General features: G+C 52.5%; 32 protein-coding genes and 1 pseudogene. All 33 read left to right on the top strand.

Annotated features, from left to right (window positions below; translation table 11 throughout):
- Positions 1 to 4 precede the first annotated feature (4 nt).
- Complete coding sequence (locus D9734_RS18835; RefSeq protein ID WP_001061397.1) at positions 5 to 802, top strand: KilA-N domain-containing protein; 798 nt, start codon at positions 5 to 7, stop codon at positions 800 to 802.
- Between the two features lie 7 nt (positions 803 to 809).
- Entirely contained in the window at positions 810 to 1,799 is a 990-nt protein-coding gene (locus D9734_RS18830; protein ID WP_130209667.1) for a DUF968 domain-containing protein, read from the top strand.
- Positions 1,800 to 1,812: 13 nt separating this feature from the next.
- Positions 1,813 to 2,565 carry an antitermination protein gene (locus tag D9734_RS18825; protein WP_105288598.1) on the top strand — a complete coding sequence of 251 codons (753 nt, stop codon included), beginning with the start codon at positions 1,813 to 1,815 and terminating at the stop codon, positions 2,563 to 2,565.
- Positions 2,566 to 3,164: 599 nt separating this feature from the next.
- Complete coding sequence (locus tag D9734_RS18820; protein WP_032236482.1) at positions 3,165 to 3,605, top strand: hypothetical protein; 441 nt, start codon at positions 3,165 to 3,167, stop codon at positions 3,603 to 3,605.
- The gene (locus D9734_RS18815) at positions 3,602 to 4,891 is read left to right on the top strand and encodes a DUF6575 domain-containing protein (protein WP_032236481.1); all 1,290 of its coding nucleotides are present in this window, start codon (positions 3,602 to 3,604) and stop codon (positions 4,889 to 4,891) included. The genes D9734_RS18820 and D9734_RS18815 overlap by 4 nt, the downstream gene beginning before the upstream one ends.
- Positions 4,892 to 5,071: 180 nt before the next feature.
- A complete protein-coding gene (locus D9734_RS18810) occupies positions 5,072 to 5,407 on the top strand; it encodes a phage holin, lambda family (RefSeq protein WP_049592843.1) in 336 nt (111 codons plus the stop codon).
- Between the two features lie 3 nt (positions 5,408 to 5,410).
- Positions 5,411 to 5,887 (top strand): glycoside hydrolase family protein, encoded by a 477-nt coding sequence (locus D9734_RS18805; RefSeq protein ID WP_105288599.1) that lies wholly within the window; start codon positions 5,411 to 5,413, stop codon positions 5,885 to 5,887.
- On the top strand, positions 5,871 to 6,422 hold the full coding sequence (locus D9734_RS18800) for a hypothetical protein (protein WP_044864225.1): 552 nt from the start codon (positions 5,871 to 5,873) through the stop codon (positions 6,420 to 6,422). The genes D9734_RS18805 and D9734_RS18800 overlap by 17 nt, the downstream gene beginning before the upstream one ends.
- 91 nt (positions 6,423 to 6,513) lie before the next feature.
- Positions 6,514 to 6,711 carry a hypothetical protein gene (locus tag D9734_RS18795; RefSeq protein ID WP_044864224.1) on the top strand — a complete coding sequence of 66 codons (198 nt, stop codon included), beginning with the start codon at positions 6,514 to 6,516 and terminating at the stop codon, positions 6,709 to 6,711.
- A 92-nt stretch (positions 6,712 to 6,803) separates the two neighbouring features.
- Entirely contained in the window at positions 6,804 to 7,154 is a 351-nt protein-coding gene (locus D9734_RS18790; protein ID WP_130209665.1) for an HNH endonuclease, read from the top strand.
- A gap of 125 nt (positions 7,155 to 7,279) precedes the next feature.
- Positions 7,280 to 7,774 carry a phage terminase small subunit P27 family gene (locus D9734_RS18785; RefSeq protein WP_000929175.1) on the top strand — a complete coding sequence of 165 codons (495 nt, stop codon included), beginning with the start codon at positions 7,280 to 7,282 and terminating at the stop codon, positions 7,772 to 7,774.
- Positions 7,771 to 9,504, top strand: a complete 1,734-nt coding sequence (locus D9734_RS18780) for a terminase large subunit (RefSeq protein ID WP_000088153.1) — start codon at positions 7,771 to 7,773, stop codon at positions 9,502 to 9,504. The genes D9734_RS18785 and D9734_RS18780 overlap by 4 nt, the downstream gene beginning before the upstream one ends.
- Before the next feature lie 11 nt (positions 9,505 to 9,515).
- The gene (ymfR, locus tag D9734_RS18775) at positions 9,516 to 9,698 is read left to right on the top strand and encodes a protein YmfR (RefSeq protein WP_000605604.1); all 183 of its coding nucleotides are present in this window, start codon (positions 9,516 to 9,518) and stop codon (positions 9,696 to 9,698) included.
- Entirely contained in the window at positions 9,698 to 10,939 is a 1,242-nt protein-coding gene (locus D9734_RS18770; protein WP_000466250.1) for a phage portal protein, read from the top strand. The genes ymfR and D9734_RS18770 overlap by 1 nt, the downstream gene beginning before the upstream one ends.
- Entirely contained in the window at positions 10,917 to 11,567 is a 651-nt protein-coding gene (locus D9734_RS18765) for an HK97 family phage prohead protease (protein WP_001193631.1), read from the top strand. Before D9734_RS18770 ends, D9734_RS18765 begins: the two co-directional genes overlap by 23 nt.
- 14 nt (positions 11,568 to 11,581) lie before the next feature.
- Entirely contained in the window at positions 11,582 to 12,787 is a 1,206-nt protein-coding gene (locus D9734_RS18760) for a phage major capsid protein (protein ID WP_000257506.1), read from the top strand.
- 49 nt (positions 12,788 to 12,836) lie between these two features.
- Entirely contained in the window at positions 12,837 to 13,037 is a 201-nt protein-coding gene (locus tag D9734_RS18755; protein ID WP_000601364.1) for a hypothetical protein, read from the top strand.
- A gap of 2 nt (positions 13,038 to 13,039) precedes the next feature.
- Entirely contained in the window at positions 13,040 to 13,363 is a 324-nt protein-coding gene (locus tag D9734_RS18750; protein WP_000927707.1) for a head-tail connector protein, read from the top strand.
- On the top strand, positions 13,360 to 13,770 hold the full coding sequence (locus D9734_RS18745; RefSeq protein ID WP_000702388.1) for a phage head closure protein: 411 nt from the start codon (positions 13,360 to 13,362) through the stop codon (positions 13,768 to 13,770). The genes D9734_RS18750 and D9734_RS18745 overlap by 4 nt, the downstream gene beginning before the upstream one ends.
- The gene (locus D9734_RS18740; RefSeq protein WP_000213502.1) at positions 13,745 to 14,251 is read left to right on the top strand and encodes a hypothetical protein; all 507 of its coding nucleotides are present in this window, start codon (positions 13,745 to 13,747) and stop codon (positions 14,249 to 14,251) included. The genes D9734_RS18745 and D9734_RS18740 overlap by 26 nt, the downstream gene beginning before the upstream one ends.
- Positions 14,248 to 14,808 (top strand): hypothetical protein, encoded by a 561-nt coding sequence (locus D9734_RS18735; RefSeq protein WP_000779279.1) that lies wholly within the window; start codon positions 14,248 to 14,250, stop codon positions 14,806 to 14,808. Before D9734_RS18740 ends, D9734_RS18735 begins: the two co-directional genes overlap by 4 nt.
- Before the next feature lie 8 nt (positions 14,809 to 14,816).
- A complete protein-coding gene (locus tag D9734_RS18730) occupies positions 14,817 to 14,987 on the top strand; it encodes a DUF2635 domain-containing protein (RefSeq protein WP_000497751.1) in 171 nt (56 codons plus the stop codon).
- Complete coding sequence (locus tag D9734_RS18725) at positions 14,971 to 16,467, top strand: phage tail sheath subtilisin-like domain-containing protein (protein ID WP_096969770.1); 1,497 nt, start codon at positions 14,971 to 14,973, stop codon at positions 16,465 to 16,467. Before D9734_RS18730 ends, D9734_RS18725 begins: the two co-directional genes overlap by 17 nt.
- A complete protein-coding gene (locus tag D9734_RS18720; protein WP_000090998.1) occupies positions 16,467 to 16,823 on the top strand; it encodes a phage tail tube protein in 357 nt (118 codons plus the stop codon). Before D9734_RS18725 ends, D9734_RS18720 begins: the two co-directional genes overlap by 1 nt.
- Positions 16,823 to 17,092, top strand: coding sequence for a phage tail assembly protein (locus D9734_RS18715; protein ID WP_000661054.1), 270 nt, complete (start codon positions 16,823 to 16,825; stop codon positions 17,090 to 17,092). The genes D9734_RS18720 and D9734_RS18715 overlap by 1 nt, the downstream gene beginning before the upstream one ends.
- A 141-nt stretch (positions 17,093 to 17,233) precedes the next feature.
- Positions 17,234 to 19,069 (top strand): phage tail tape measure protein, encoded by a 1,836-nt coding sequence (locus D9734_RS18705; protein WP_130209663.1) that lies wholly within the window; start codon positions 17,234 to 17,236, stop codon positions 19,067 to 19,069.
- A gap of 60 nt (positions 19,070 to 19,129) precedes the next feature.
- A complete protein-coding gene (locus D9734_RS18700; RefSeq protein WP_032172860.1) occupies positions 19,130 to 20,458 on the top strand; it encodes a DNA circularization N-terminal domain-containing protein in 1,329 nt (442 codons plus the stop codon).
- Positions 20,455 to 21,534: a phage baseplate assembly protein gene (locus D9734_RS18695; RefSeq protein ID WP_021567870.1), complete on the top strand. Its 1,080-nt coding sequence runs from the start codon at positions 20,455 to 20,457 to the stop codon at positions 21,532 to 21,534. The genes D9734_RS18700 and D9734_RS18695 overlap by 4 nt, the downstream gene beginning before the upstream one ends.
- Positions 21,534 to 22,082: a phage baseplate assembly protein V gene (locus tag D9734_RS18690; protein WP_001752126.1), complete on the top strand. Its 549-nt coding sequence runs from the start codon at positions 21,534 to 21,536 to the stop codon at positions 22,080 to 22,082. Before D9734_RS18695 ends, D9734_RS18690 begins: the two co-directional genes overlap by 1 nt.
- Positions 22,082 to 22,507, top strand: coding sequence for a phage GP46 family protein (locus D9734_RS18685; RefSeq protein ID WP_000424732.1), 426 nt, complete (start codon positions 22,082 to 22,084; stop codon positions 22,505 to 22,507). The genes D9734_RS18690 and D9734_RS18685 overlap by 1 nt, the downstream gene beginning before the upstream one ends.
- Complete coding sequence (locus D9734_RS18680) at positions 22,494 to 23,552, top strand: baseplate J/gp47 family protein (RefSeq protein WP_130209661.1); 1,059 nt, start codon at positions 22,494 to 22,496, stop codon at positions 23,550 to 23,552. Before D9734_RS18685 ends, D9734_RS18680 begins: the two co-directional genes overlap by 14 nt.
- Complete coding sequence (locus tag D9734_RS18675; protein WP_000383567.1) at positions 23,543 to 24,127, top strand: YmfQ family protein; 585 nt, start codon at positions 23,543 to 23,545, stop codon at positions 24,125 to 24,127. The genes D9734_RS18680 and D9734_RS18675 overlap by 10 nt, the downstream gene beginning before the upstream one ends.
- Before the next feature lie 3 nt (positions 24,128 to 24,130).
- Positions 24,131 to 24,434 (top strand): annotated as a pseudogene (gene stfP / locus D9734_RS18670) (protein StfP); the annotation flags it as partial.

Here is a 24,434-nt window from a genome sequence, read left to right as displayed (position 1 = left end):
AAGTATGAATAATCTGATGGTCATTGATGGTATTGAAGTTCGTCGTGATGCTTATGGGCGTTACAGCCTGAACGATCTGCACAGGGCTGCCGGTTCTCTGGATAAGCATAAGCCTGCATTCTGGCTCCGCAATGAGCAAACTGAACGTTTAATAAGCGAGTTGCAGATTTGCAACTCGGTCAATATAGAGCCAGTTAACGTTATTCGTGGCGGAAATAACCAGGGGACGTATGTCTGCAAAGAACTGGTGTATGCCTATGCAATGTGGATCAGCCCGTCATTCCATCTGAAGGTGATCCGTACTTTCGACATGGTAACCAGCGCACCTGAAAAATTATCCGGACAGGCTGCTGACAAGATGCAGGCTGGCGTGATTCTGCTGGACTTTATGCGCCGGGAGTTAAATCTGTCTAACTCTTCAGTGCTTGGAGCCTGTCAGAAACTTCAGGAGGCTGTTGGCTTACCGAATCTGGCACCGCGCTATGCCATTGATGCTCCTGCTGATGCACACGATGGCTCAAGTCGCCCGACACTGTCACTGAGTGCACTGCTGAAACAGTATGGTATCCGCCTGACGGCTAATCAGGCATATCACCAGATGGTGAAGCTGGGGATCGTCGAGCAGCGCGAACGATACAGCCGTACCGCGATTAACAACATCAAAAAATTCTGGTCGCTGACAGCGAAAGGTTGCATGTTCGGCAAGAACATCACCAGTCCCGCAAATCCGCGCGAGACGCAGCCGCATTTCTTCGAATCCCGATTCCCTGAGCTGTTAAAGCTGCTCGATACCGTTCATTGAGGTGACCGTGAGAGCACTACTGACCCCTGAAATTGCCCCGCGTATGGGGATCGTATTGTTCAGGCCAGGTTCAGAGCTGATGCCCTTGTTTATGCAGGGGCGTGTCCTGCTGGAGCCTGAGCCGGAACGTTATTCATCTTTCGCCAGTGGTGCCGTTCCGGCGGCATCACAACCGCTGGCGGATGATCCTGCCGTTCGGGCCGTGTTCCGCAATGAGGCAGTGATCCGTCGTGCTGGTGGCGTGGAATGTCTTGAAAGCTGGTTACTTCGTGAAAAAGGCTGCCAGTGGCCTCATTCCGGCTGGCACAGCGAGAACATGACCACAATGCGACACGCGCCGGGCGCAATCCGTCTGTGCTGGCACTGTGATAACCAGCTGCGCGATCAGTTCACGGAACGGCTGGAATCAATGGCAACGGATAACTGTGCCCGGTGGGTGTTATCTGTCGTGCGTCGGGATCTCGGTTTTAATGATAGTCACGTTGTGACAATGCCGGAACTGTGCTGGTGGCTGGTTCGTAATGACCTGGCGGATGCCTTACCGGAAAGTGCAGCCCGTAAGGCACTGAGATTACCGAAGCCTGTTGTGCCGTCTGTCACCCGGGAAAGTGACCTTGTGCCTTCGGTTCCTGCCACCAGCATCATCCAGGATAAAGCGAAAAAGGTGCTGGCGCTGAAAGTGGATCCGGAGTCGCCGGAGTCTTTTATGTTACGCCCAAAACGTCGCCGCTGGGTTAATGAAAAGTACACGCGCTGGGTTAAGACACAGCCGTGTGCATGTTGTGGAAAGCCTGCTGATGATCCCCACCACCTGATAGGCCACGGTCAGGGGGGAATGGGTACAAAAGCGCATGACCTCTTTGTGTTGCCTTTGTGCAGAAAGCATCACGACGAACTGCATGCGGATACCGTGGCATTTGAAGAGATGTATGGCGCCCAACTGGAGCTGATATTTCGTTTTATCGATCGTGCGCTGGCAATTGGCGTACTGGCGTAAGTGGAGAACGAGCATGAACCTTGAAGCCTTACCAAAATATTACTCCCCAAAATCTCCAAAATTGAGCGATGACGCACCGGCGACAGGCTCAGGTGGTTTAACGATTACGGATGTGATGGCTGCGCAGGGGATGGTGCAGTCGAAAGCACCGCTTGGGTTTGCCTTATTCCTGGCAAAAGTTGGTGTTCAGGATCCTCAGTTTGCGATTGAAGGTCTGCTCAATTACGCGATGGCACTGGATAACCCGACATTGAACAAATTGAGTGAAGAAATCCGGTTACAGATCATCCCTTACCTTGTGAATTTTGCCTTTGCTGATTATTCCAGGTCTGCGGCAAGTAAGGCTCGCTGTGAGCATTGTGCTGGTACTGGATTTCATAATGTATTGCGCGAGGTGGTGAAGCACTCCAGAAGCGGGGAATCTGTTATCAAGGAAGAGTGGGTGAAGGAACTATGTCAGCATTGTCATGGTAAGGGAGAAGTCAGCACAGCGTGCAGAGGGTGTAAGGGTAAAGGTATTGTCCTGGATGAAAAAAGGACCCGGCTTCATGGCACACCTGTTTATAAGATTTGTGGGCGTTGCAATGGAAAACGGTTTAGTCGTTTACCAACCACACTGGCGCGGCATCATGTCCAGAAGCTGGTACCGGACCTGACTGATTATCAGTGGTACAAAGGATATGCAAATGTCATTGATAAACTGGTTACAAAGTGCTGGCAGGAGGAATCTTACGCTGAAGCACAATTGAGAAAGGTGACGAGATAAGTGATTTTCGCCGAAGATGGCGACATGATGCTTGCATTTTTCAAAAAATATGGATAAGATTTTCTCAACGATGGGCTTTGTATGTCTGCCGTTGAGAATCTTCAAGAACCCGCCATCAAGTAGGTATTTTGTTATCCAAATATCAGTTCTGAATAGTCTTAGTAGCTTCTTGATAAACATAAAAGAATAAGTACTTGCTTTGAATGGCCGCCTTTTAGACAGGGCAGAGAGTACGATTGGTTGAAAAAAGCATAGTTCTTGGCGGTAGGTTTTATTTTAGTCTCTCATCTATGTATCTAGGGAAGTATGTGATTACCTTCAGGAATTATATCCTGTGTTTCATATGATTACATGGGAGCAAGGGACGCCAACTTTATAACAATTCTTTTGCCCAGCCACTATATATAGATAAAAAAAATCCTCATCATCCCGTATATTGTTGTTGATTTCTTTTTGTTATATATGTTGTGTTTTTTATGCCTTTATTGCATATGTGATTAATGTGCTTGTTGTTATATTCAATACGATGCCAAGGGATTTGGGACGTGTATATCCAATAAATTGGCAGATTTTTGTTAATTACTTGGGTAGCGTATTGTATGACTAAAAATGCACAGCAGGTTCTTGAAGACTCTGCCCAACAGATTTTTCCCGATTATTTTCCTGCAGATGTTCCTCCAAAAGAGTCCTTGGATGCTGAAGGGGTTTTTTATCGCTTAGCCAGAAATAATCCACCTGGGAAAGCTTGTTTTTTAAACATGAAAGAAGAAAACCCAAAAAGAATGAAAAAGTTCCAAGGGTTAAAATTGAAATGCTGCTATGGTGTTTCTATGTTCATGGACGAAACATCACTGGTAAATGTATTTAATAAATTTCCTGAAGGAATAGGTGAAAGGTTTATTGCTAAAGGCGAGTTGAATCCACAGGATGGAAGAATGCTAAAAACAGGAGCTCCTGATTCGACTCATTTTACCATTTGGCTTTGTAAAGATGCTCGAGTTCATGAAAAATTCACCTGTATAAGAGAGGTGGTTAGATGAGCAATATTTTTTTGGAAGATAGTGTGTTCGGCACATTATATATGCAAAAAATTTATGAGTTCTTCGAAGAGCCAAAACTTTTCTCTGTGTCTAATGAAATAAATAGCATGTTTGTTGTCTATTGGATTGGCGACGAAGAAGATTATGATAAATGGATTATCATACCGATTTCAAAAGATAGGTTGGAGCACTTCGAGCGTAAAAGAATTGATATTAGAAGTGTTTTAGTGTATCAAGAACAAAAGCTTTGCTATCAGTTTAATATTTACTATGAAGATAATCATGTTGATGAAATAAAAATAAATGTTTCTGAGTTAAATGAGAAGATAAAAATTCCAGAACCTAACTTATATATTAGTAGTGTTCTTCCTGTATTACCTAATGGTAAAATTGGAAAGGAGGTAGAATTCTCTACGCATGAGATTCATGTGGAGAAAACAGCAACTTCTGTGGAACCCTTGGTTTTAAAAGGCGTCTCGAAGCTTTTTGAGTGTTTTAATGATTTCTATTCATCAATATTAGCTGCATTTGATGAAAAAGATGTAATGAGTCCAGTATCTGGACGTCCTGGTTCATTTGTTCTTTCATTCAAGGCAGATAAAATGCAGCAAATTGAACCATTGCTGAAAAAACTAAATGAGCTGATTCTATCAAGAAAAGATATTATTGGTTTTGTTAAACAGAATAATATCGATGTTCAGATGTTATCTGCTTTATTTGAAAGTGTGATAGAGACAAGTTCATGTTTTGAACTAAAAAGTAATGTGACTGATGATATTATTCTTAGAGTCAGAAAAACTGATGCTGAGTTCTATTCTGGCACATTGATTAAAATGGCTACTCAAGTTGTTAGTAGTTATCAGGTACCGCAGGCTAACCTAATTGAACAAGTGTTTAAGATAGTTGAATTAAAATGGCAAGAGAAGCATCTGAACCTGATTAGTACTGGTCTGGATAATCGACATATATTGTATTATATTCATGCGGCCAAAATACTTGGGTTACTAAATAGTAATGGTTCTGTTTCAGCTCTTGGTCAGCAATTGGTTGAATCTGACTATGATAAGAGACTAAGAATCGCTGCACGCGGTTTTGAAACAAGTCATTGCGGGTGGGCGTGGATTACCTGGAGTCAAGCTAAAAATCTTTCTGAGCTCGATCCACTTACAGCTGAACGATTTTTGCAAGATAGATGTATATCTCTCAGCTCCAAAACAATAAAGAGAAGGGCTTCTACTTTAAGGCAGTGGTGTGAAAAATTGCAACCTGCTTATCAGGAGCTCTGAAGGATATGATGATTATCTTCTTTTTGGAAGAAGATAATGTAAATTTGATTTTATTATAACACTCTACCTAAATAAAAGGCTCGCACAGGCGAGCCTTTTCCATGTCTCAATCTGATTCAACTATTTTATTTAACTTTTTATATGTCGCCTGCATAACTTACGAGGTGAGAGACGATATTCATGCCCCATAATCCAAACACATGGCCGGATTGGCTGGAGATTTTCCAGAGCTGGTGGCGTGGAGATACGCCTCTTGGCGCAGTGATTATGTCGATCGTTATGGCTGGTTTGCGTATTGCTTATTTTGGTGGTGGTGGTGGCTGGAAGCGAAAAACGCTCGAGATTTTGCTCTGTGGTGCTCTGACGCTGACTTTTGCATCCGCGCTTGAGTATGTCGGATGGCCTAAATCGCTTTCTGTTGCCATTGGTGGTGGCGTGGGGCTGATCGGTGTCGATGCTATTCGTGGGGCTGCAATGCGAGTAATCGGTAATAAATTTGGTAGCTCGAAGGAGTAATTTATGCAGGCTCTAAATTCCCAGCGTAAAGCTTTCCTTGATATGGTGGCATGGTCAGAAGGAACGGATAACGGGCGACAACCGACACGTAACCACGGTTATGACGTTATTGTTGGTGGCGAACTGTTCGCTGATTACTCCGATCACCCTCGCAAACTTGTCATGCTAAACCTCAAACTCAAATCAACAGCCGCTGGACGTTACCAGCTTCTTTCACGCTGGTGGGATACTTACCGTAAACAGCTTGGCCTGAAAGATTTTTCTCCAGAAAGCCAGGACGCTGTAGCGCTGCAGCAGATTAAAGAGCGTGGTGCTTTACCGATGATTGATTGCGGCGATATTCGTCAGGCTATCGCTCGTTGCAGCAATATCTGGGCGTCATTACCCGGTGCAGGTTACGGTCAGTATGAACATAAAATCGGTGACCTGATTGCCCGATTTAAAGAGGCTGGCGGGGTGGTAAATGAAGTTGAGTTATAAGCTGGTTATCGCTGCATTCTTCATTTCTATCTTTGGTGGACTCGTCTGGTCAGCAAACCATTACTACAGTAAATATCAGATAGAAAAGTTACGTGCGGATAAAGCCGTAGGTGAAGCAGAATATCAAGGGAAAGTGATAGCTGAACAGGCATTCAACTTTAGCCGCTTTAATCAGGTAGCAGAATATACTGGAAGTCTGAACTCATTACTTAGTGACAGTGGTGAAAAAACGGTTATTAAATACAGGGAGATTCTCCATCGTGAAAAAAATTGCGATTTTCCTGTTCCTGCTGATATCGCTAACGGGGTGCTCGAATATGCGAACAGTTTACGTTCCGGCGCCATACATTCCGATCCCGGGCACCCTTACTCAGCCGATAATGACTCCTTTACCACCGGCGCGTTGACATACTGCCAGGCCGTGCTGTGGATTGAACCTCTACTGACAGCTATTGACAGGGCGAATAATCAGCTCGCAGGAATACGCCAGATAGAACGGGAACGGCAACAGTATCACAGAAGCCCCTCTCCCTGAGGGGCTGTGAAAATAACCTTGAAAACTGCAATATAATCCCCATTAACTTTTCGTGACCTGCTATATCGGCAGGGTAAGAAAGGGAATTATTATGTTAGAGAACTATTTTAAAAATGGTATGGCTAGTACTGATGAAAAAACACAGCGTTTACTTGCAGTTCAGGCTGCACTTGAGATAGCTAAGGCATCAGCAAGCTCAGGTAATGGAGTAATGCATAGCGATTTAGATCAGGCAACTGAGCGCATTGGAAAGCTGGCCGATGCAATTCAGCTCGCTTTAAAAGGATAAAATGCGAACCGTACTTTAAACCGCCTTCGGGCGGTTTTTTTATTACGATCTCTGTGGTCTGCCTCATAGTAATAAATTAAGGGGAAAGATTAATGCCCCCGCGAATCCCAAAGGCCTGCCGTATTCGCGGCTGCAGCTCTACAACCACTGACCCGTCAGGCTATTGCGAAAGCCACAAAAGCGAAGGCTGGAAGCAATACAAGCCAGGTCAGTCCCGTCATCAGCGCGGCTATGGTTCGAAGTGGGATGTTATCCGCGCGCGTGTCCTGAAGCGTGACAAAGGCCTGTGTCAGTTATGTCTGCGTGCTGGTGTGGTGCGTGAGGCGAAAACCGTTGACCACATCATCCCTAAAGCGCATGGCGGCACTGATGCCGACTGTAATCTGCAGAGTCTGTGCTGGCCGTGTCATAAGGCGAAGACGGCCCGTGAACGGTTAAAGTGATAATAATTCTCAACTGTCTGAGGGGAGGGGCGGGTCAAATCCCTGCAGCCTGACGTCTTCCGGACTGCCCGCCCCATCGTTTTTTTATACCCGCGAAAAATGAAATTTAACCAGGAGTGCCGCATATGGCTGGAACGGCGGGGCGTTCCGGGCGTCGCCCCAAGCCAACGGCGCGCAAGGCGCTGGCCGGAAACCCCGGCAAGCGAGCCCTGAATAAAGATGAACCTGTTTTTACGCCCATCAAAGGTGTTGAGCCACCGGAGTGGTTCGCTGAAGAAGATCTCCCTCTCGCCACGATCATGTGGCAACTGACAACCAAAGAACTCTGCGGTCAGGGCCTGCTGTGCGTGACTGACCTCGCGGTGCTTGAGCGGTGGTGCGTGGCCTACGAGTTCTGGCGGCGTGCCGTGAAAAATATTGCCAGACAGGGCAACACCATCACCGGTGCAATGGGTGGCATGGTCAAAAATCCGGAGCTGACCGCCAAGAAAGAACAGGAGTCCGAGATGAGCAGCACGGGGGCAATGCTCGGACTCGACCCCAGCAGCCGCCAGCGTCTGATTGGCCTGGCGGGGCAGAAGAAAGCCACTAACCCGTTTCTGAAAATCATCGAATCATGAGCCGGAAATCTTACCCCAACGTAAATGCTGCCAATCAGTATGCCCGTGATGTCGTGCGCGGAAAGATTGTGGCCTGCCAGTTTGTGATTCAGGCCTGCCAGCGCCATCTTGATGACCTGATGGCGGAAAAAAGTAAGTCGTTTCGTTACCGCTTCGACAAGGACCTGGCTGAACGGGCCGCGAAATTTATTCAGCTGTTGCCACACACCAAGGGGGAGTGGGCATTCAAGAGGATGCCCATCACGCTGGAACCGTGGCAGCTCTTTGTGATCTGCTGTGCGTTTGGCTGGGTCAATAAAGGCTCCCGGCTGCGCCGCTTCAGGGAGGTGTATACCGAAATCCCCCGTAAGAACGGCAAATCGGCAATCTCTGCCGGTGTTGCCCTGTATTGTTTTGCCTGTGATAACGAGTTTGGCGCGGAAGTGTATTCCGGTGCCACGACAGAGAAACAGGCGTGGGAAGTCTTTCGCCCGGCGCGACTGATGTGTAAACGCACACCCATGCTGACGGAAGCGTTCGGGATTGAGGTTAACGCCTCAAACATGAACCGTCCGGAGGATGGCGCGCGGTTTGAACCGCTGATCGGTAACCCCGGTGATGGTTCATCACCCCACTGTGCCGTGGTGGATGAATATCACGAGCACGCCACCGATGCGCTTTATACCACGATGCTTACCGGGATGGGCGCGCGACGTCAGCCACTGATGTGGGCCATCACCACCGCCGGGTACAACATTGAGGGGCCGTGCTACGACAAGCGGCGGGAAGTTATCGAGATGCTCAACGGTTCGGTACCCAACGATGAACTGTTCGGGATCATCTATACCGTTGACGAAGGCGATGACTGGACCGACCCGCAGGTGCTGGAAAAAGCCAATCCAAATATTGGCGTGTCGGTTTATCGCGAATTTTTGTTAAGTCAGCAGCAGCGTGCGAAAAATAACGCCCGTCTGGCAAACGTCTTTAAAACAAAACACCTCAATATCTGGGTGTCGGCGCGTTCGGCGTATTTCAACCTGGTGAGCTGGCAGAGCTGCGAGGATAAATCACTGACCCTTGAGCAGTTCGAGGGGCAGCCGTGCATTCTGGCCTTTGACCTGGCGCGTAAGCTGGATATGAACAGCATGGCGCGACTTTATACCCGCGAGATTGACGGTAAAACGCATTACTACAGTGTGGCTCCGCGCTTCTGGGTACCGTATGACACGGTGTACAGCGTCGAGAAAAATGAAGATCGCCGGACAGCCGAACGCTTTCAGAAATGGGTGGAAATGGGCGTTCTGACCGTTACCGATGGTGCGGAGGTGGATTATCGCTACATCCTCGAGGAGGCCAAAGCGGCGAACAAAATCAGCCCGGTCAGTGAGTCACCCATCGACCCCTTCGGGGCGACCGGGTTGTCACATGACCTTGCTGATGAAGACCTGAATCCCGTCACTATCATTCAGAACTACACCAACATGTCCGACCCGATGAAAGAGCTGGAAGCGGCAATTGAATCGGGGCGCTTTCATCATGATGGCAATCCCATCATGACCTGGTGTATCGGCAATGTGGTCGGCAAAACCATTCCGGGTAACGATGATGTGGTGAAACCCGTCAAAGAGCAGGCGGAAAACAAAATTGACGGTGCAGTTGCGCTGATTATGGCGGTTGGCAGAGCCATGCTGTACGAGAAAGAAGACACGCTGTCTGACCACATTGAGTCCTATGGGATCCGCTCGCTTTAACTGAGGTAATTATGATCATGCTGATTCTCGCGCCTCTGGTGGGCGTGCTGGGGGCGCTTTTGCTGGCGTATGGTGCCTGGCTGATTTATCCCCCGGCGGGGTTTGTTGTTGCCGGGGCGTTGTGCCTGTTCTGGTCGTGGCTGGTAGCGCGATATCTCGATCGTACACAGCTGTCTGTTGGTGGAGGTAAATAGTGTTCTTTTCGGGATTATTTCAACGAAAAAGTGACGCACCGGTGACCACGCCAGCAGAGCTGGCGGATGCCATCGGGTTGTCCTACGACACCTATACCGGAAAGCAGATCAGCAGTCAGCGGGCCATGCGACTGACGGCGGTTTTTTCCTGCGTCAGAGTGCTGGCAGAGTCGGTCGGGATGTTGCCCTGCAATCTGTATCACCTGAACGGCAGCCTGAAGCAGAGAGCCACCGGCGAACGTCTGCATAAACTGATCTCCACGCATCCCAATGGCTATATGACGCCGCAGGAGTTCTGGGAGCTGGTGGTCACCTGTCTGTGCCTGCGGGGAAACTTTTACGCCTACAAAGTGAAAGCATTTGGCGAAGTGGCTGAACTGCTGCCCGTCGATCCCGGCTGTGTGGTACCGAAGCTTAACAGTAGCTGGGAGCCGATCTATCAGGTCACATTCCCGGATGGCTCCACGGATGTACTGAGCCAGGAGGATATCTGGCATGTGCGCACGCTGACGCTGGACGGACTGGTGGGGCTGAATCCCATCGCCTATGCCCGCGAGGCAATATCGCTGGCGGCAGCGACCGAAGAGCACGGGGCCAGACTGTTCAGCAATGGCGCGGTGACGTCGGGTGTGTTGCGTACAGAGCAGACGCTGTCAGATCAGGCTTATGAGCGCCTGAAGAAAGATTTTGAGGAGCGTCACACCGGGCTTGGCAATGCTCACCGCCCGATGATCCTTGAGATGGGGCTGGACTGGAAGTCGATGGCGCTGAACGCCGAGGACAGCCAGTTCCTGGAAACCCGCAAGTTTCAGCTTGAAGAAATCTGTCGTCTGTTCCGGGTGCCGTTGCACATGGTGCAGAACACCGATCGCGCCACCTTCAACAATATCGAAGAGCTGGGGCTGGGATTTATCAACTATTCACTGGTGCCGTATCTGACCCGCATCGAACAGCGGATCAACACCGGACTGGTACGAAAAAGTAAGCAGGGCGTTTATTACGCCAAATTTAACGCCGGGGCGTTACTGCGCGGGGATATGAAGTCCCGTTTTGAAGCCTACGCCACCGGGATCAACTGGGGAATTTACTCTCCCAATGACTGCCGCGACCTGGAAGATATGAATCCGCGTCCCGGTGGTGATGTCTATCTCACACCGATGAACATGACCACGAAACCCTCCGATGGCAGTAAAGCCGGTAAGCAGAAGGATAACGCCAATGCAGACGAAACAACGTCTTGATGTACCGCTGAGTCTGAAATCTGTCAGTGACTCCGGTGAGTTTGAAGGGTATGGCTCCGTCTTTGGTGTAAAGGACAGCCACGATGATGTGGTGATGTCCGGGGCATTTGCTGCTTCCCTGCGGGCGTGGAGTGACAGAAAAGCGTTACCTGCGCTGCTCTGGCAGCACCGCATGGATGAACCCATCGGTGTTTACACCGAAATGAAGGAAGACGATGTCGGGCTTTACGTCAGGGGACGGTTGCTTATTGATGATGATCCCCTCGCAAAACGCGCACATGCACACATGAAGGCCGGTTCGTTAACCGGCCTTTCTATTGGGTACGTCCTGAAAGACTGGGAATACGACCGGAGCAAAGAAGCCTTTCTGCTGAAAGAAATCGACCTCTGGGAAGTCAGCCTGGTGACGTTCCCGTCTAACGACGAGGCGCGGATCAGCGACGTCAAGAACGCACTGGCCCGCGGGGAAATCCCCGAACAGAAAAAAATCGAAAGAGTCCTGCGTGATGTCGGACTCTCCCGTACCCAGGCCAAAGCATTCATGGCCGGGGGCTATGGCGCACTGTCCCTGCGCGACGCTGAGGATGTGGGCTCTGCACTGAATGCACTGAAAAATCTGAACTTCTAATCAGGAGAAATACGATGGCGGTTGATATTAAAGATGTCGAACAGGTCGCGCAGGAGCTGCAGCAGAAGTTTGACGACTTCAAAGCAAAGAACGACAAGCGCGTGGATGCGATTGAGCAGGAAAAAGGCAAGCTTGCCGGGCAGGTGGAAACCCTGAACGGGAAACTCAGCGAGCTGGAAAATCTCAAAAGCGACCTTGAAAAAGAGCTGCTTGAGCTGAAACGTCCGGCTGGTGGAGCGCAAAATAAACTGGCCACCGAGCATAAAGAGGCGTTTGTGGGCTTCCTGCGTAAAGGCCGTGAAGACGGTCTGCGCGATCTGGAGCGTAAGGCATTGCAGGTGGGTACCGATGAAGACGGTGGCTACGCCGTGCCGGAAGAACTGGATCGCAACATTCTTAACCTGCTGAAAGATGAAGTGGTGATGCGTCAGGAAGCCACGGTGATCACCGTTGGCGGTTCCGACTACAAAAAACTGGTGAATCTGGGCGGTACGGCTTCCGGATGGGTGGGGGAAACGGATACGCGATCCCAGACTGCCACCTCCAGACTGGAGCTGATTGAACCTCTCATGGGGGAAATTTACGGCAACCCGCAGGCCACCCAGAAAATGCTGGATGATGCCTTTTTCAACGTGGAGGCCTGGATCAACAGCGAGCTGGCAACCGAATTTGCCGAACAGGAAGAAATTGCCTTTACCTCAGGCGATGGCACCAAGAAGCCGAAAGGGTTCCTGGCGTATGAATCCACTGATGAAACCGACAAGGTCCGGGCGTTCGGCAAACTTCAGCATATTGTATCCGGCGAAGCGACTGCGGTGACCGCAGACGCCATTATCAAACTGATTTACACGCTGCGTAAGGCACACCGCACTGGCGCGAAGTTCATGATGAACAACAACAGCCTGTTTGCCATCCGTCTGCTGAAAGACAGCGAGGGTAACTATCTGTGGCGTCCGGGGCTGGAGCTGGGGCAGCCGTCCTCTCTGGCGGGTTACGGTATCGCTGAAAACGAACAGATGCCGGATATCGCCGCTGATGCGAAAGCCATTGCATTTGGTAACTTCAAACGGGGTTACACCATCGTTGACCGTATCGGCACCCGCATTCTGCGTGACCCGTACACCAATAAACCGTTTGTCGGTTTTTATACCACCAAGCGCACCGGCGGGATGCTGGTCGATTCGCAGGCCATCAAACTGCTGAAGATTGCAGCGGCGTAATCATTCAGGGGCGCGGAACCGCGCCCCCTGTTCTGACGGGTGAAGAATCATGATCCTGAAACAAGATCTGAAATGGTCACCGGACGGTATGCGTGTTGAGGTCATTCGGGCCGGTGAGTATGACGACGGGGCGCTTCCTGCCCGGGTGCAGGAGATTGCACTTCAGGCCGGGTTAGCTGAGCGCGGAACCAGTGCAAAAAGCAGTAAAGCGGCAAAAGAGAAAAAAGCCACGACCAGTAAAGAGAGCTGAGTATGCTTCTGACAATGGAAGAGATTAAAGCCCAACTCCGGCTGGATGAGGATTTCGATGCTGATGACCGCCATCTGCAACTGCTGGCCTGTGCGGCGCAAAAGCGGACGGAAACGTATCTGAACCGGAAGCTCTATGCACCGGATGAATCCATTCCGGACAGCGATCCGGACGGGCTGCACCTGCCGGATGATATTCGTCTGGGGATGCTGATGCTTATCAGCCATTTTTACGAAAACCGCTCGTCGGTTACGGAAGTGGAGAAACTCGACATGCCGCAGAGTTTTGGCTGGCTTGTCGGCCCGTACAGGTACTTTCCGCAATGAAAATTCGTCAGGCGCAGACCAGCGCAACCTACATTCTGCCGGACCCCGGTGAACTGAATAAACGCGTCCTGATCCGCCTGCGGGTGGATATGCCCGCGGATAACTTTGGCGTGGAGCCTCAATACCCGGTTACGTTCCGGACATGGGCGAAGGTTATCCAGACCAGTGCCACCACCTGGCAGGAAACCGCGCAGACAGGGGACGCCATCACCCATTACATCACCATTCGTTATCGCCGGGGGATCACCGCTGATTATGAGGTGGTCTGCGGTGACAGTGTGTACCGGGTGAAACGTCAGCGCGATCTGAACGGGGCGCGGCGCTTTCTGCTGCTGGAGTGTACGGAGCTGGGCGAATGTAGGCAGAGTCACGGAGGCAACAATGACGACTTCCTTTTTGCACGTTGATTTTCAGCAGCCCGCGGAGATGCGCTTTAACCGCGCCCGTGTCCGGCGGGCGTTTGTCACGATTGGTCAGCGTCATATGCGTGATGCCCGTCGGCTGGTGATGCGCCGTGCGCGGTCGGCACCGGGTGAAAACCCCGGTTATCAGACCGGACGCCTGGCTCGTTCGATTGGTTACATGGTACCCAGAGCCAGTAAACATCGCCCTGGTTTTATGGCACGTATAGCCCCTAACCAGCGTAATGGAGAGGGAAACCGCCGTATCACCGGTGATTTTTATCCGGCTTTTTTGTTCTATGGCGTGAGGCGCGGGGCAAAGCGTCGTCGCAGCCATCATCGTGGTGCATCCGGTGGCAGCGGCTGGCGACTGGCTCCACGTAATAACTTCATGGTGGAAACTCTTGAAAAGAACCGCAGCTGGACACGCTATTTTCTGGCGCGGGAATTGCGTAAATCACTGAAGCCGGAGCGACGACACAGATGAAACTGACGCCTGTTATTGCTGCACTGCGTGCCCGCTGTCCGTATTTTGAAAACCGGGTTGCAGGCGCGGCCCAGTTCAAAAATCTGCCGGAGGTCGGAAAGCTGAAACTCCCGGCAGCATATGTTGTACCGGGTGATGATTCTCCGGGAGAAAACAAAAGCCAGACCGACTACTGGCAGGAGCTGAAAGAGGGTTTCTCCGTGGTTGTCATACTGAGTAACGGGCGTGATGAGCGCGGTCAGTTTGCCTCGTATGATGTGGTGGACGATGTCCGGCAGATGCTCTTTAAGGCTCTGCTGGGCTGGAACCCGGAGGCGTGCGGTAACCCGATTACCTATGACGGCGGCACGCTGCTGGATCTGAATCGTCATGAGCTGATTTATCAGTTCGATTTTTCGGTCATCAGCGAGCTGACTGAAGACGATACCCGCCAGCAGGATGATCTGAACAGCCTGGATGAACTGCAAACGCTGGCGATTGATGTTGATTATCTCGAGCCCGGTAACGGGCCTGACGGCGATATCGAACATCACACCGAAATAACCCTTCCTTCCTGAGAATCTTCATGTTTGTGAAACCTGTTAAAGGGCGGTCAGTTCCTGACCCTGCCCGCGGCGACCTTTTGCCCGCCGAGGGGCGAAATGTTGATGAGAACAACTACTGGCTGCGCCGTGAAGCCGCGGGTGATATCCGGCGCGTGAATAAAAAGGTGAACACCGATGACGATAAGCTTTAACACCATTCCGTCGAATACGCTGGTTCCGCTGTTTTATGCGGAAATGGATAACCAGGCGGCGAATACTGCACAGGACAGCGGAGCATCGCTGCTGATTGGCCATGCCAATAACGGTGCAGAGATTGTTGCCAACAGTCTGGTGCTGATGCCGTCGGCAGACTATGCACGCCAGATTTGTGGTGCGGGAAGTCAGCTGGCGCGTATGGTCGAGGCTTATCGCCAGACCGACCCGTTTGGTGAACTGTATGTGATTGCCGTTCCTGAATCCACGGGCGCGGCGGCAACAGTTACGCTGACGGTGACCGGGGCGGCAACCGAAACCGGCACGGTGAATGTTTATGTGGGACGTACCCGCGTGCAGGCACCGGTGACTAACGGCGATAACGTCATGATGATTGCCAGCAGTATCCAGGATGCCATCAATGCCGTTCCGACCCTGCCGTTTACGGCTTCATCTTCGGCAGGCGTGGTCACACTGACCGCGCGTCATAAGGGGCTTTGCGGGAATGAAATTCCTGTCAGCCTCAATTACTACGGCTTTGGTGGGGGCGAAGTGCTGCCAGCGGGCGTACAGATTGCCGTGGCGACGGGGAACGCCGGAACGGGCGCTCCTGTTCTCACCGGCGCGGTGGCTGCAATGGCGGATGAGCCGTTTGATTATATCGGCCTGCCGTTCAACGACACGGGCTCCGTTAACACGCTGGTGACCGAGATGAACGATACCAGCGGTCGCTGGAGCTATGCGCGTCAGCTGTATGGTCATGTGTATACGGCAAAGATCGGCACGCTGTCAGAACTGGTGACCGCAGGTGACCAGTTTAACCAGCAGCACATTACCCTGGCGGGGTACGAAAAAGACACACAGACGCCTGCCGACGAGCTGGCGGCAAGCCGTACCGCCCGCGCAGCGGTGTTTATCCGCAACGATCCGGCACGTCCCACGCAGACCGGTGAGCTGGTGGGTATGCTGCCTGCGCCGAAGGGGAAACGGTTCACGATGACCGAACAACAGACCCTGCTGTCTCATGGCGTGGCAACGGCGTATGTCGAAAGCGGGGTACTGCGCATTCAGCGTGATGTCACCACGTACAGGAAAAACGCTTACGGGGTTGCGGATAACAGCTACCTCGACAGCGAGACGCTGCATACCAGCGTGTATGTACTGCGCAAACTGAAATCCGTCATTACCAGTAAGTACGGGCGTCACAAGCTTGCCAGTGACGGTACCCGCTTTGGTCCCGGTCAGGCGATTGTCACCCCGGCAGTGATCAAAGGGGAACTGCTGGCAACCTACCGTCAGCTCGAGCGTGCGGGGATCGTGGAAAACTACGAACTGTTCAAGCAGTACCTGGTTGTGGAGCGTGATGCCAGCGATCCGAACCGCCTGAACACGCTGTTCCCGCCTGACTATGTTAACCAGTTGCGTGTCTTTGCCGTGGTTAACCAGTTCCGTCTTCAGTATTCAGAGGAGTCTGCATAATGGCCCGTATCGGGGGAACCTGTTATTTCAAAATTGACGGTCAGCAGCTATCGCTGACCGGCGGCATTGAGGTGCCCATGAACAGGACGGTCAATGATGACATCATCGGCCTGGACGGTTCAGTGGACCGCAAGGAAACTCACCGTGCGCCTTATGTCAAAGGGACCTTCAAGGTGCCGAAGAATTTTCCGGTGAGCAAAATCACCTCGTCTGATGAGATGACAATCACTGCCGAGCTGGCGAACGGTCAGGTCTATGTACTGTCGTCTGCATGGCTGCACGGCGAAGCGAACCATAATGCCGAAGAAGGCACGGTTGATCTTGAGTTCCACGGTGAAGAAGGGGATTACCAGTAATGAAAGAGCTTGAGTTAAAGAAACCGATTACTGCTCATGGCGAGACACTCTCCGTACTGGAGTTTGATGAGCCCACCGGGAAGGATGTCCGCGAGCTGGGGTATCCCTACCAGATGAATCAGGATGAGTCAGTCAGACTTCTGGCGCATGTGGTGTCGAAATACATTGTGCGGCTGGCGAAAGTGCCGCAAAGCTCTGTCGACCAGATGTCTCCGGCAGACCTGAATGCAGCGGCGTGGCTTGTGGCTGGTTTTTTCCTCCAGGCCTGACGGCTGAATACCTCACTGATCGCTTCTTTGACTGCGCCAGCTACTGGCGCATTAATCCTTTCGAATTGCTGAATATGCCGATCAGTGAAATTCCCTTACTGGTCAGTCAGGCAAACAGGATAGAGCAGGAGAAACGCACACATGGCTGAATTTGAGCTTAAGGCGTTGATCACCGGTGTCGACAGGCTTTCTCCCGCGCTGTCGAAAATGCAAAAGAAAATCCGGGGATTTAAACGCCAGGCGGAAGAAGCGTCACAGGGTGGGCTGGCGCTTGGTGGCGGACTGGCAGCGGGTCTGGCGCTTTCCCTGAAATCTTATGCCGATCAGGAAAACGCCGCCACCGGGCTGAAAGTCGCCATGATGGATGCGAACGGCGAGGTTGGAAAGAGCTTTCAGGACATCAATAAACTGGCTATTGGCCTGGGTAACCAGCTACCCGGTACAACGGCTGATTTCCAGAACATGATGCAGATGCTGGTGCGTCAGGGGATCCCGGCAGAAAACATTCTGGGTGGTGTGGGTAAAGCGACAGCTTATCTTGCGGTACAACTGAAAAAAACACCGGAAGCGGCTGCTGAGTTTGCTGCAAAGATGCAGGATGCTACCGGAACGGCGTCAGAAGACATGATGGGGCTGTTCGACACTATCCAGAAGGCGTTTTATCTGGGCGTTGACGATACCAACATGTTGTCCTTCTTCACTAAAACCAGTTCTGTTCTGAAGATGGTGAACAAGGACGGTCTTCAGGCTGCACAGAGCCTTGCCCCCATCAGCGTCATGATGGATCAGATGGGGATGAACGGGGAGTCGGCAGGTAATGCCCTGCGAAAAGTTATCCAGTCCGGATTAAGCGTTAAGAAAATCAGGGACGTTAATAAAGTTATGGCCCGCCAGAAACTCGGGGTACAGCTCGATTTTACTGACGGCAAAGGAAGTTTTGGCGGTCTTGATAACATGTTCAGGCAACTGGCAAAGCTGCGAAAACTGACCGACGTTAAGCGAACAGGTGTACTTAAGGCAATATTTGGTGATGATGCTGAAACCCTTCAGGTGGTCAATGCTCTGATCGATAAAGGAAAGGATGGTTACGATCAGATCCAGCAGAAGATGAATAAACAGGCCAGCCTGAATAAACGTGTTCAGGCCCAGCTTGGTACGCTGTCCAACCTGTGGGAGGCAATGACGGGGACCGCAACTAACGGCCTTGCGGCTATTGGCGGCGCATTTTCTGGTGACGCCAAAAATATCACGCAATGGCTGGGAGAGTTAGGGGAAAAATTCACGAAGTTTGCGGATGAAAATCCCCGGGTTATTCGCGGCGTCGTCGGGCTTGCTGCCGGTCTTGCGATTCTGAAACTGGGATTGATGGGCGTTGGCGGTGCCATCAGTATTGTCAGCAGGATCATGTCGATGACGCCGATTAGAATGATTGCGACGGCGATAGCCCTGGCTGCGGGATTAATTATCACTAACTGGGATGTTGTCGGACCTTATTTCAAGAAGCTCTGGGAAACCATTGGTCCTTATTTTGAGGCTGGCTGGGAACTTCTGAAGAAGGTTTTTGCCTGGTCGCCGCTGGGGATGGTAATCAATAACTGGGGACCGGTTGTTAAGTGGTTTCAGGATATGTGGGACAAGCTGAAGCCAATTATTGAGTGGTTTACCGACAGTTCCGGTGACACGGTCGATGTCATTAACTCTGCGCAGTGGGGCGCGGGTGCTTATGATGCTTATGGGACGGGAATACCGGCACGGGGATACACACCTTATCAGGCGGTAGATCCGGCTCAGTCAAACAACGCCTCCGATGCCACAGGCCCGAATCCCTTCATGATTAACAAAGCTTCTGCGCCAAAAGTTGATGGTGAGATCAAGGTCTCTTTTGTGAATTCGCCTCCGGGTATGCGGGTTATGGAAACGCGATCCAGCGGTTTTGATGTCAGCCATGATGTTGGCTATACGCGCTTTGGCAGGTAATGAAAAATTAATCTGTTAATGAGTCCCACTCCGGTGGGATTTTTTATGTACGGAGTTTATATGACGTGGAAAGACAGACTTCAGGACGCGTCATTTCGCGGTGTGCCGTTTAAGGTTGAAGAAGAAAGTGCGGGAACCGGTCGTCGTGTGGAAACGCACGAATACCCGAACCGCGACAAACCCTATACCGAAGACCTGGGGAAAATCACTTTCCGCCCGTCCATCACAGCTTATGTGGTGGGAGATGACTGCTTTGACCAGCGCGATCGCCTGATTGACGCGCTGAATAAACCCGGTCCCGGCACGCTTGTCCATCCGACTTACGGTGAGCTGAAAGTCTGTGTTGACGGGGAAGTTCGGGTCAGCACATCGAAGAGTGAAGGGCGTATTGTCCGCTTTGACCTGAAGTTTGTCGAAGCGGGAGAACTCTCTTACCCCACTTCAGGTGCGGCGACGGCGCAGACGCTGATGTCATCCTGTTCTGCACTGGATGACTGCATCAGTGACAGCTTCAGTGGTTTCAGTATCGATGGCGTGGCAGATTTTGTGCAGAACGACGTCGTCGGTAATGCCAGCACAATGCTTGGGTATGTTTCTGATGCGATGAAAGTGGTGGATTCTGCCGTATCGGATGCCGCCAGGCTGTTGCAGGGGGATATCTCGGTACTTCTGCCGCCGCCATCGTCAGGCAAAAATTTCGTTGAGCAGGTGCAGAAAATGTGGCGTACCGGGAAGCGCCTTTATGGTAACGCCAGCGACCTGGTCACCATGATCAAAACGCTTTCCGGTGTCAGCCTCGGCAGCGATCTGCAACCGCGCGGCGTCTGGAAAACGGACAGTAAAACCACCGCCACGGCTACGCAGCAGCGTAACGTGGTTGCCAGCACCCTTCGTACGACCGCAATCAGCGAAGCGGCGTATGCCGTCACCCGATTGCCTGCGCCAACAACTTCCGCGGTGATGCAGAATGCCGCAGTGGGGCAGGCAACAACACCTGCGCAGAGCACTGGCTGGCCTTCCGTCACGCATCCGGCACTGAACAATGCACCGGCGGTGAAAAACACAGTTGACCTGCCGACGTGGGAAGAACTGACTGACATTCGCGACACACTGAATACGGCAATTGATAAGGAGTTGTCCCGTACAACCAGTGATGCGCTGTTTCTGGCGCTGCGCCGGGTGAAAGCAGATCTGAATGCGGATATCAACACGCGCCTTGAACAGTCTGCACGGATCATTCAGCGCACGCCGGATGAGGTTTTACCCGCGCTGGTGCTGGCGGCGACCTGGTTTGATAACGCGGCGCGTGACGCGGACATTATCCGGCGTAATGCCATTACGCATCCCGGCTTTGTGCCGGTGATCCCTCTGAAGGTGCCAGTGCAATGAACGATAACGTCACGCTACGGGTAAATGGCCGGGAGTGGAATGGCTGGACATCGGTGCGCATCGGTGCCGGTGTTGAACGACTGGCGCGGGATTTCAGTGTGGAGATCACCCGCCAGTGGCCGGGAGATGAGGGTATCACCACGCTTCAGCCGCGCATTAAAAACGGTTCAAAAGTGGAAGTGCTGATTGGTGATGAGCTGGTGATCACCGGCTGGGTGGAGGCGACGCCCGTTCGTTACGATGCCCGTTCGGTCAGCACCGGTATTGCCGGACGCAGTCTGACCGCTGATCTGATTGACTGTGCAGCCGAACCGACACAGTTTAACGGACGATCGCTGGTACAGATTGCGCAGGCGCTTGCTGCGCCCTTCGGCATTGAGGTGGTGAACAACGGTGCGCCGTCGGGTGTTATTCCTGACGTCCAGCCTGATCACGGTGAAACGGTGATTGAGGTAATCAACAAAATACTCGGTCAGCAGCAGGCACTGGCTTACGACGACCCGCACGGCAGGCTGGTGATTGGCGGTATTGGCTCAACGCGGGCACATACCGCGCTGGTACTTGGGGAAAACATCCTTTCCTGTGATACGGAGAAGAGTATCCGGGAGCGGTTTTCAGTTTACCAGGTGGCGGGGCAGCGTGCCGGAAACGACGATGATTTCGGTGAGGCCACCACCACCGCGCTGCGGGCCCGCACAGAGGACGCATTTATTGCCCGTTACCGTCCGATGTATATCAGGCAGACAGGGCAGGCCACGGGGGCAGGCTGTATTGCGCGTGCTGACTTTGAAGCCCGACAACGGGCGGCGCGGACGGATGAAACCACCTATGTGGTGCAGGGCTGGCGACAGGGTAACGGTACGCTGTGGCAGCCCAACCAGCGGGTGATTGTCTTTGATCCGGTCTGTGGTTTCGACAATACCGAACTGCTTGTTTCGGAAGTCACGTTTACTCAGGACCAGAACGGCACCCTGACGGAAATCCGTGTCGGCCCGCCTGATGCTTATCTGCCTGAACCCGAAGATCCCGGCGCGCGGAAAAAGAAAAAAGCCAGAGTACAGGAGGACCCGTTCTGATGAGGGCGATTGAAACCATACAGCGACAACTCCTCGGGCTGATTGGGCGGGCCGTGGTGAAAAGCATCAGTGCCGCCACGAAATGTCAGACCGTGGATGTGTCCCTGATTGCCGGTGAACCCAAAGCCGGGGTTGAACATCTTGAACCTTACGGTTTTACCGCAAGGGCAAACAGCGGTGCGGAAGCGGTGGTGTTGTTTCCGGATGGTGACCGTTCTCATGCGGTGGTTGTTACGGTGTCGGATCGGCGTTACCGCCTGAAAGGGCTGCAGACGGGTGAGGTGGCTGTCTATGACGATCAGGGGCAGTCCGTGACGCTGACCCGGGAGGGGATCGTGGTGGACGGTGCAGGTAAAACGATCACGTTTCGCAATTCACCTAAAGCACGTTTTGAAATGGACCTGGAAGTGACAGGACAGGTGAAAGACCTGTGCGACTCCAGCGGCACCACCATGTCAGCGATGCGGCTTGCCTATAACGGGCATCGTCACAGAGAGAACGGTCAGGGCAGTAACACCGACAAACCTGATAAAGCGATGGAGGCATGATGGAACTGTGGCTGACGGTGAACGGTAAACGCACCTGCGCCAGCGCACCGCTGGATCCGCTGACCCGCGCCGTGGTGATTTCCCTGTTTACCTGGCGGCGGGCGGAGCCTGATGACAACGCCGACGTCCCGATGGGATGGTGGGGGGATACCTGGCCTGCGGTACAGAATGACCGTTACGGCTCCCGACTGTGGCTGCTTCAGCGCAGCAAACTGACCAATCAGCTGGTGCAGACGGTAAGGGGGTATATCCGCGAATGCCTGCAATGGATGATTGATGACGGCGTGGTGTCCCGTATTGATCTGGATATCCGCCGCACCGGGATTAATGAACTGGGTAACAGTATCACTCTCTGGCGTCGTGACGGACCGGTAATGATTTCTTTTGATGATCTGTGGAGTGCGATAACGCATGGCGGACAGTGAATTTCAGCGCCCGACGCTGGCAGAAAATATCAGTATGCTCCGTAACGATTTATTCGCCAGGCTGGACGTCAGCGACACGCTCCGGCGCATGGATGAAGACGTGCGGGCAAAGGTGTATGCGGCGGCGCTGCATACGGTTTACGGGTACATCGATTATCTGGCAATGAACATGCTGCCTGACCTGTGCGATGAGTCCTGGCTGGCGCGACATGCTGCGATGAAACGGTGTCCGCGCAAGGGGGCCACGACTGCCAGCGGGTATATGCGCTGGGAAGGCGTCAGCGATGGCCTGAAGGTGACCGCCGGGAGTGTTATTCAGCGCGATGACCTGGTTCAGTACACGGCAACTGCCGATGCAACCAGCGCCGGTGGTGTCCTGCGCGTGCCGATCGCCTGCTCAAGTGCAGGCGCGGTCGGTAACGCTGACGACGGTACGTCATTAATCCTGGTCACGCCGGTTAATGGTCTGCCGTCTTCCGGCGTGGCAGACACTCTGACAGGTGGATTTGATACTGAAGATCTGGAAACGTGGCGCGCCCGCGTCATTGATCGGTATTACTGGACGCCTCAGGGCGGGGCTGACGGGGACTATGTTGTCTGGGCTAAAGAAGTGCCCGGCATTACCCGCGCATGGGCATACCGTCACTGGATGGGAACGGGGACTGTCGGTGTGATGATTGCCAGCAGTGACCTGATTAATCCCATTCCGGAAGAATCAACGGAAACGGCGGCAAGACAACATATCGGGCCACTGGCCCCGGTGGCAGGCTCTGATTTGTATGTGTTCAGGCCGGTGGCGCATACGGTGGATTTTCATATCCGTGTGACGCCGGATACACCGGAAATACGGGCTGCCATCACCGCGGAGTTGCGTTCGTTCCTGCTGCGTGATGGTTATCCGCAGGGAGAACTGAAGGTGTCGCGTATCAGTGAAGCGATTTCCGGTGCGAACGGGGAATACAGCCATCAATTGCTTGCACCGGCGGAAAATATCTCCATTGCAAAAAATGAACTGGCGGTTCTGGGGACGATTTCATGGACGTGACAAACGATGATTACATCCGTCTGTTGTCGGCACTGCTGCCGCCCGGTCCGGCGTGGTCAGCCAGCGATCCGGCGATTGCCGGTGCGGCACAGTCATTAACCCGCGTTCATCAGCGTGCGGATGCCCTGATGCGGGAGCTGGATCCGCGCACCACCACCGAACTGATAAATCGCTGGGAGCGTCTGTGCGGCCTGCCGGATGAATGTATTCCCGCAGGAACACAGACCCTTCGCCAGCGTCAGCAACGACTGGATGCGAAGGTTAACCTGGCGGGCGGCATCAATGAGGATTTTTACCTTGCACAGCTTGCTGCCCTAGGCAGACCAGACGCCACCATCACGCGATACGACAAAAGCACGTTCACCTGCTCATCGGCCTGTACTGACGCGGTGAATGCGCCGGAATGGCGGTATTACTGGCAGGTCAATATGCCAGCCACCACCAACACCACCTGGATGACATGTGGCGATCCCTGTGATTCCGCACTGCGTATCTGGGGCGACACCGTTGTCGAGTGTGTGCTTAACAAACTCTGCCCGTCGCATACCTACGTAATTTTTAAATATCCGGAGTAATCCATGCATCGTATAGACACGAAAACCGCGCAGAAGGATAAGTTCGGCGCGGGTAAGAACGGTTTTACCCGTGGTAACCCCCAGACCGGCACGCCTGCCACCGATCTGGATGATGACTACTTTGACATGTTGCAGGAGGAACTTTGCAGTGTGGTGGAGGCATCCGGTGCCAGCCTGGAGAAGGGGCGGCACGACCAGTTACTTACCGCACTTCGCGCGCTGCTGTTAAGCCGCAAGAATCCGTTTGGTGATATCAAATCGGATGGCACGGTGAAAACGGCTCTCGAAAACCTTGGTTTGGGAGAAG

It is taken from the genome of Escherichia sp. E14S1 (assembly GCF_004211995.1).
Classification (GTDB): domain Bacteria; phylum Pseudomonadota; class Gammaproteobacteria; order Enterobacterales; family Enterobacteriaceae; genus Escherichia.
The sequence above is the reverse complement of the archived record's forward strand: the minus strand, read 5'-3'. Positions and strand labels throughout refer to the sequence as shown.